Source organism: Desulfofustis glycolicus DSM 9705 (assembly GCF_900130015.1).
In the GTDB taxonomy this organism is placed as follows: domain Bacteria; phylum Desulfobacterota; class Desulfobulbia; order Desulfobulbales; family Desulfocapsaceae; genus Desulfofustis; species Desulfofustis glycolicus.
Genome location: NZ_FQXS01000057.1, coordinates 1 through 7,677, shown reverse-complemented (window position 1 = coordinate 7,677; position 7,677 = coordinate 1). Strand labels below are relative to the sequence as shown.

Annotated in this window: 6 protein-coding genes and 1 pseudogene; all 7 read left to right on the top strand. The window is 39.1% G+C overall.

Going from position 1 to position 7,677, the window contains the following annotated elements:
- The first annotated feature begins 206 nt into the window (after nucleotides 1-206).
- On the top strand, nucleotides 207-644 hold the full coding sequence (locus tag BUC26_RS21950) for a VOC family protein (RefSeq protein WP_073379497.1): 438 nt from the start codon (nucleotides 207-209) through the stop codon (nucleotides 642-644).
- Nucleotides 645-805: 161 nt separating this feature from the next.
- The gene (locus tag BUC26_RS21945; RefSeq protein WP_073379495.1) at nucleotides 806-1,471 is read left to right on the top strand and encodes an acyltransferase; all 666 of its coding nucleotides are present in this window, start codon (nucleotides 806-808) and stop codon (nucleotides 1,469-1,471) included.
- A gap of 4 nt (nucleotides 1,472-1,475) precedes the next feature.
- Complete coding sequence (locus BUC26_RS21940) at nucleotides 1,476-2,978, top strand: lipopolysaccharide biosynthesis protein (protein WP_073379493.1); 1,503 nt, start codon at nucleotides 1,476-1,478, stop codon at nucleotides 2,976-2,978.
- Nucleotides 2,979-3,187: 209 nt separating this feature from the next.
- Nucleotides 3,188-4,216 (top strand): aminotransferase class I/II-fold pyridoxal phosphate-dependent enzyme, encoded by a 1,029-nt coding sequence (locus BUC26_RS21935; protein WP_084540851.1) that lies wholly within the window; start codon nucleotides 3,188-3,190, stop codon nucleotides 4,214-4,216.
- 34 nt (nucleotides 4,217-4,250) lie between these two features.
- A complete protein-coding gene (locus BUC26_RS21930) occupies nucleotides 4,251-6,029 on the top strand; it encodes an asparagine synthase-related protein (protein WP_073379489.1) in 1,779 nt (592 codons plus the stop codon).
- A gap of 121 nt (nucleotides 6,030-6,150) precedes the next feature.
- Nucleotides 6,151-7,158 (top strand): glycosyltransferase family protein, encoded by a 1,008-nt coding sequence (locus BUC26_RS23255; protein ID WP_143166130.1) that lies wholly within the window; start codon nucleotides 6,151-6,153, stop codon nucleotides 7,156-7,158.
- Nucleotides 7,159-7,480: 322 nt separating this feature from the next.
- Nucleotides 7,481-7,677, top strand: a pseudogene (locus tag BUC26_RS21920) (IS256 family transposase); the annotation flags it as partial.

Here is a 7,677-nt window from a genome sequence, read left to right as displayed (position 1 = left end):
AGGCAATATTTTCAATTTTTCGTTTTTCCGAAGAAATAGATTGCTCTTCGGAGGAGTTTTCAAGCTGTCAAATTTGATTTTTCAAGGATCCCTTAAATTATAAAGAATCATTAATATAATCAAACATTCGATAGTTGTTCTAGGAAATATAATTGTTTTCGATACGTAATAAGTGCACCAATAAGATGATCAAATGAGGAACCTTTATGATTATTGATCACATTGGAATTGTAGTTAAATCAATTGATATCGCTACACGACAGTGGGAAGATGTTTTTGGTTATATCAAAGCAACATCTGTTATCCATAATACTCGACAAAATGTTTTTGTGATATTTCTTGAGAAAAAAAACTCAACAACAATTAAATTGATTGAGCCAGTAGATGAAAAATCGCCTGTGTTTACTTTCGCAAAACGAGGAGGCGGCTTGCACCATCTTTGTTTCAAATGTGAAAATCTTGAAGAATCGTTACACAAGATGGATAAACAAGGGCTTCGTGTTCTGTCCGGACCAGAACCAGGGGAGGCATTTGAAAATGAAAAAATTGTATTTTTATACGCTCATAACGGTATGAAAATTGAGTTGATTGATACTGAAAAGCGGGCTAATTTAATTATTGATAAAGAGATTGCACGCAGATAAAAATTTAAAATTCTGTAGCTTTCAGAAAAAAGATTTTCAAAATCATTACAGATAGCCACAACTTAATGATCAATCACCAACTGATTGACAGTTATGAAGTAAATTACAAGTGATCCGATGTAAAAAAATATCCCTAAAATGGTAATACGGGTAAAGAGATTATGTACTTTATACGCAAATTATTAGGAGGGAGGCGTTGGTATCAAGCTCTCGCTTTTGCTTATGATGAATATCAGAGGCACCAGGACAGAACAGAGAAGAGTAAGTTTCTTGCTTACCGTGGCGAAAACAGCACGATATTCCCAAGGGTTGGTATAACCCATCCAAGTCGTGTTCGCATTGGAAAGTGGTCCACCATCCAAAGTGATACTTTATTGGCCTCAATGGGTGGAATTTACATCGGTGATTACGTTGGGATAGGTTATGGAACGACAATAATTTCATTTACCCACAATTATCGTAACTCAAAATCAATTCCCTATGACGATAAGGTCTTTCTACAACCAGTTATAATCCGTGATTTCGCCTGGATCGGCTGGAATGCACGAATCATGCCTGGAATTGAAATAGGGGAGGGGAGCATCGTCAGTATGGGAGCAGTTGTCACAAAAGACGTCCCTTCCCGCGCTATAGTTTTGGGCAACCCAGCGCAAGAAATCGGATATCGTAGTGAAAAGCATTTTGAAAATTGCAAATCAGGAGGTCATTACAATTCTGTTCGAATTCTTGAAGAGTTCGGGCAGTTTAAGGAATCAATCCCATTAATGGTCAAGCGGAAATACGCCGCCGAGTTAAAAGAACTCGGACTTTTAAAAGAGGAAGAATAATTTTATGGTTTGCTACTGGGTTCGTGAAAGGCAGGCTTACCTTCCCGTATCACGTGACGGTAGCGGAGTGGGCAACCAGGTTGCCAGCGGCAGCCTTTGGTCTGGGATGGAGGTTGGTGCTAGTACCGTTCTGCAATTCATTCGCAGTATTATATTTGCCCGGATCTTAATGCCGGCAGATTTCGGAATTCTGAGCCTGGCAACTATTTTTACCGAATTTATACTGATTTTCGCAAATTTTGGTTTCAATGCAAGTGTTATCTACCATCAAACACTGACAAAGGAAGATCTTTCCACTTGCTGGTGGGGAAATGTGATAATCGATAGTAGTGTCGCGTCCATCTGTTGTATCGTTGGCCTATTTTATGGTGGTTTTGCCAACGACCCCACCATTGGCTATATCATTACGCTGCTCGCTCTGCAGTTTGTCTTGCTCAGCCTTGGAAGTATCAACACAGCTCTCATGCACCGGCAATTCATGTTCAAGCAGCTTGCTCTGATCAGATTTGCTAATATTGTTCTGGCCTTTATGTCGGCCTGGTTTTTGGTCGGAGTACTTGAATTGGGAGTCTACGGTCTGGTTGGCGGTATGATTACCGGCAATATCCTGATGACTCTGCTGGTATTTTATTTCATGCCATGGTTGCCATCCTTCTCCTTTTCGTTTGACATACTTCGCCGCCACATCAGCTATGGCGGATGGTTTCTCGGCGTCAACCTGGTTACCTATGCAAATGGCAATATGGATAAGGCTATTGTCGGGACATACCTGAATGTCACTCAATTGGGTTTTTATGAATATGCCTCCAATATTCCTCTCATGATATCCACCAAGCTAAGTCAGGTGCTGAATAGCGTCCTTTTTCCCGCTTTTTCAAGCTTACAGGATAATCTGCGGGAGCTAGGAGTGCTTCTTGCCAAGGTGTATCGCTACAACGCAATTCTTATTTTCCCCGTCTTAGCTGGGATTGGGTTGATTGCTCCGGACTTCGTGCTTGTCGCCTATGGCGAGCGTTGGCTGCCTGTTGTCATGCCGCTCAGGTTCTTTTGCCTGTTTGGAATGCTGCGCATTTTTATAAATCCCTATTATGCGTTGTGCAACGGAATTGGCAAACCGCACCTACCGTTCAAATGGACAGTTCTATATTTTCCCGTCAATGTGTTATTGATGTTTTTAGGAGTTAAATATTTAGGGACGTTGGGTGCTGTCCAGGCTCGACTCTTTTTGCCGGTATTTATGATACTAACTTTGGGATTGGAAATACTTCGGCTGACAAAACTAAAGTATTTCGATTTGTTGAAATCAATATGGCCGTCTGTATCCTGTTGTGTAATTATGGCCATTTCCGTTCTTTTGACTCAAGAATTTATTACGACTGCTATTGATGTCCCTTTTGCAAGACTTTTGATTCAAATATTTGTAGGAGCTCTTTCTTATGTTTTGAGTTTGATCCTATTCTTTAGATCAGATGTTATTTTTATTCTTGCTAAGCTTAAACCTATGTGACCAATTATATTGGCAAGAGTATTGGTTAATCAGGGACTGTCAACAAAACGTAAAATTCCAATAAGTGCTCGCTGCATTCGAGAATTTGCCGAGAAACATCTACGAATAGAGATCAGATTTCAAGTAGACTCGAGAATTTTTATCAATAGTGCTAATTGTTATATGATCTTGCAACTCACATTTAAACTATTAACCTGACACTGCTAAAAATGAATAGCTATTTAAGACATAGTTTGCTGACGAGCAGTTCTGTCCAAAAGAACTATGCTCATCGGCTGCCGGCCGCATGCGATTTATCATTAGTATCTGGCCCTTGCATTTGGGAAAAAGAGATTAATAATGCTTTGCTGGGCTGTGATACTGGTTACTTCTCTTCTTATCCTTTACCATCCCAGGACAAAGAATTGATCGAGCAATTAGCTGACTGGGAAGGTGTCCCCTCGGATGGCATATGGCTGACTCCAGGCGCCGATGCTGCAATAGAGTTCGTTTTGGGAAGGGTCCTCGATCCAGGAGATACATGTGGCATATTAATTCCCAATTTCCCACGATTCACCATTGTAGCTCAGTCTCTTCCTGGTGTTAAGATATCGTATTTTAACGATATCAGTGAAATGCCAACGGATCTGACAATTGCTGTGATATGCACTCCCAATAATCCATCCACAAAGGAGATTCCCGAGAGTCAAATACGCAGCCACATAATGAAAAACCCTAAAGTTCTTTTTGTAATAGATGGTGTATTTGACTGGACGGCGTCGTATAATCTGTCAACTCTTTGTTATGACTATCCCAATCTTATTGTTCTAAAGTCATTTTCAAAGATTGGACTGGCTGGATTACGGTTAGGATACATTATAACAAACCGCGATAATTGCCGGGACATGCAGACTGCGCTGTCTCCTTTCTTTGTGCCTCCAATGGTTCAGAAAATTGGCAAAGCGATTGTTGAGCATTTGGAACGTATTGAAGAATTCAAACAGTTGCTAGATGATCGTTTTCATAAGGTTCAGCAACGCCTTGGAGATAGAGTTGAAAGATATTCATCTGTTCCGTTTTACCTGCTCAAGACGGAATGTACATCGTCGGAAGCCGTTGAGCAGCTCTTTCAAAAAGGTATATCTGTAGTGGATGGCATTTTCTTCCAAGGATTAGCTAAGAATACAGTACGGGTATCAATCGGGACGCCAGACCAAAATGAGCAGCTTTTCAGAATGCTAGCTGAACTAGGAATATAAATCAGGACTAAACAATTAATATTGAGAGATAAACATGCCTGGTATATTGGGATTGCTAACTTCATTGAATGACACTCATCGTGACAAATTGATTTTGGGGGGATTTGAAGATAAAGATTTGTTAATTTACCAGGATCGTTGGATATCTTTAGGAGCAAAAGAGCGTGAAAACGGACCCTCTGCATTAAGCATTTTTCAGGGACATGACAATGTTTGCGTTTTGTACGGACATTGTCTTGATCCTAAGGCGGGCATAAGAATTGGCGCTGAATATTTTTTGAATCAGTGGGCATCAGAGCGAAAGCAGTTACTTGACAGACTGGAGGGAGCATTTCATTTCTCCATTTGGGATAAGAGGGCAAAAAAACTTACGATAGGTAACGACAGGATAGGCATTTTACCGCTTTACTGGCATTCTGACCGTGATTTATTTTCGTTTGCTCCGAGGATGATGCTTCTTGCGAGGAAAAACCAATCTTGGAATCCCGCTCCCGGTGCTGTCATAAATTTTCTGTCGGTTGGCCATTACCTTGGCCCGTCTACGCAAACGAAACAGGCGCGGCTTTTAACCCCGGCAACTATACTTAGCATTGAATTTGAACGTTTCGAGGTCGAGGAAACAAGGTATTGGAATCTAGTCTATTCAGCAGAAGAAGATACACCGAAGAATGAACATCGTAAGCGACTCGGAGAAGCCATACTAGAGACCGTTGATCTCATGACCAAACCGGAAGAGGGGGATAGCGGTATTTTTCTAAGTGGCGGCTGGGACAGCCGTTCAATACTGGGTGCAGCCATTAAGCTTGATCGAATTCCAAAAAGAGTGATTAGCAATGGGATAAGTGATCAAATTCCCTATTCTGATACTTGGATGTCAAAAAAAATTGCACACGATTGTAATATTCCCTATTGGTTTTGCCAGCGAACTCCAGATGTTGATTCCAGACTCTGGTTAGACGGTGTTCGTGTTGGAGAAATTACGACTGCCAATAATCCCGAGAGCTTCGGACAACATCTTATTTCCCCAGAATGTTTTTCCGATCTTGCTTACGTTCTTAAAGGGGATGTCACCTGGGGATCAGGTGATAGGGCTCGTTCAAGGGTTATGTCGATAGGCAAAATAATACCTTATCCACTCATGGATAAGGTAAAAAGAGTCCTACACCCCGATTTAACCGCTGAGGCCGATGAGCTTTACGAAAGCGAAATCGATGGTGTGATGAAATATTGTGAAAATACTGACTGGACTGACCGGCGAGACTATCTTTGGCAAATGGGCGGCATAAATAGATATATTTTAGGGTTAGGTATATCTGATGAGGAACATACGCAGGTACGTAGGCCATTACTGTCAGGTAAGGTTTTTAATGTTTATACTCGGGTTCCCCAGAGATTACGTGTCCTAAAAAATTTATTTATTGAAACTATTAAATACAATCACCCACATTTGTTTAAATATGGAAGAAACCATGCGAGTAATATCGCAAATTATTATTATTATATGGCACCGTTTGTTCGTGAGAGGACATTACAGCACTTAGAAGCTGGTCACAATCTAGGTGGACTGCTTGATATCGGTGAATGTAAGAAAGTCATCACAAATTTTAACCCGCTCAAAGAGATATTACAAAGTCCTAAGATAAGAAATCGAATTTATTATAAATTTCATGATAGATATAGTTATTTATGGCATAGGAGTAAATACTTTAAGGAAAAAAACAGCAAGGTTTTCAAGACGTCTGATACGATGCTTGCTTTTCATATTTATCTGCTTATAGAATGGTTTCATGGTAATGCCATTTATGTTGAATAGCTTTTGTAGGGACAGAAAAAGTAAACATCAGTAGCCAATAGGTGAGCATTTTTGTATGTAGCGTTCTCAACTAATAGTGCACCAAATATTTTTAAGTTGATATTTTTCAGGTCCTACTAATATGGCTGGGATGAATTCAAAAAATATTAGAGAGCATTGTGTGTTGATAGCTTGGGAAAGACATGCCAGAACAATTTCTTTATTGGATTATTTGAAAATAGATAACAAGATATTTTGTTCAAATATTTCAAGTCCTTTTAAGTATCCTGTTTTGCTAATTAGGTCATTTCATTTTCTCCTCGTAAAGAGACCGAGAATTTTAATTGTTCAAAATCCGTCTATTGTGCTGTCTTTAGCCGCATGCTTAATTAAGTGGATTCTTCGATACAATTTAGTGGTTGATGCGCATAATGCTGCAATTTGCCCTGAAAACAAATTCCTTATAAGAATATTTTTTATAGCTAAGTTTATAATTAGACACTCAGAAATGACGATAGTTACATGCAAAGAATTAGCAGAAAAGGTAAAATATTATGGAGGAATACCATTCGTAATACCTGATAAAATACCAAATATTTCAGGGAAGATGAAAAGTAGTAAGAATTCTGAAACTTACAAGATAGTTTATATTTGTTCATTCAATGATGATGAACCTTTTTTAGAGTTTTTTAATGCGGTAGCAGATTTGCCTAATTTTATTGATATTTATGTAACAGGAAATCAAAAAAAAATAAAATATTCAGTTGTTGAAAAGTACCAAAAGCGTATAAAATTTACTAACTATTTAGATTATGAGGATTATGTAGAACTTTTATCTTCAGCAGATTTAGCAATTGATTTGACTTATAGAGAAAATTGTCTGGTTTGCGGAGCATATGAGGCTGTTGCCGTAGGCACCCCCCTGATTCTTTCAAGTAAAGATGCCTTGACTAAGCACTTTTTTAAAGGAGTGGTGTTTACCGAAAATTCTTCATCAGAAATTATGAGTAATATTCTTTACGCTCTACAGAATCTAGATACTTTAAACAAAGAGATAAAAGAATTAAAAATCACATTAGAAAAAAAATGGTTTGTACTAGGAGAAGATTTGAATAGTGCATTACATAATCTACTTGAACCAAAAAAGTGAACACTTAAGGCCAACTCGTTAGGTATCTACCCGTATGTGTTGTGATAAGTAAAGTAAAGGTTGTTTTCAGAACCGTCTTGCCCATTATTTTTTTAACAATTATAATTTTTCCTGACAGCTACTACACTAGAATAGCACTATTGTTTTTACTCTAATTTTGTAACCGTCAAATTAACCCCATCTGGTCAACGAGCCTGAGACATGGTCATCCTAAATTGAGTTATGCTCAAAAGTGGTGTTTGAAGGAGACATAAAAAAGAAATGACGTATCCTGTTGGAATCAGTTCGCCAAAACAAAATTCCAACAATAAGAGGATACGTCATGATGAACAATAAAGTTATCGAGCTGAAAAAGCCAGGGGAGTTTACTGAGGATCCACTGACCGAACTGTTACGAACTGGCGCACGACAACTCATCGGCGAAGCGGTTGAAGCTGAATTGCAAGAGCTTCTCCAACAATACGCAGACTTGAGAAATAAAAACGGGCACATGCAAGTTGTGCGCAATGGCTATTTGCC

What these genes read in the sequence shown, in the direction of transcription:
- BUC26_RS21950 (WP_073379497.1), top strand. Translation starts at nt 207, where the DNA reads ATGATTATTGATCACATTGGAATTGTAGTTAAATCAATTGATATCGCT.
- BUC26_RS21945 (WP_073379495.1), top strand. Translation starts at nt 806, where the DNA reads ATGTACTTTATACGCAAATTATTAGGAGGGAGGCGTTGGTATCAAGCT.
- BUC26_RS21940 (WP_073379493.1), top strand. Translation starts at nt 1,476, where the DNA reads ATGGTTTGCTACTGGGTTCGTGAAAGGCAGGCTTACCTTCCCGTATCA.
- BUC26_RS21935 (WP_084540851.1), top strand. Translation starts at nt 3,188, where the DNA reads ATGAATAGCTATTTAAGACATAGTTTGCTGACGAGCAGTTCTGTCCAA.
- BUC26_RS21930 (WP_073379489.1), top strand. Translation starts at nt 4,251, where the DNA reads ATGCCTGGTATATTGGGATTGCTAACTTCATTGAATGACACTCATCGT.
- BUC26_RS23255 (WP_143166130.1), top strand. Translation starts at nt 6,151, where the DNA reads ATGGCTGGGATGAATTCAAAAAATATTAGAGAGCATTGTGTGTTGATA.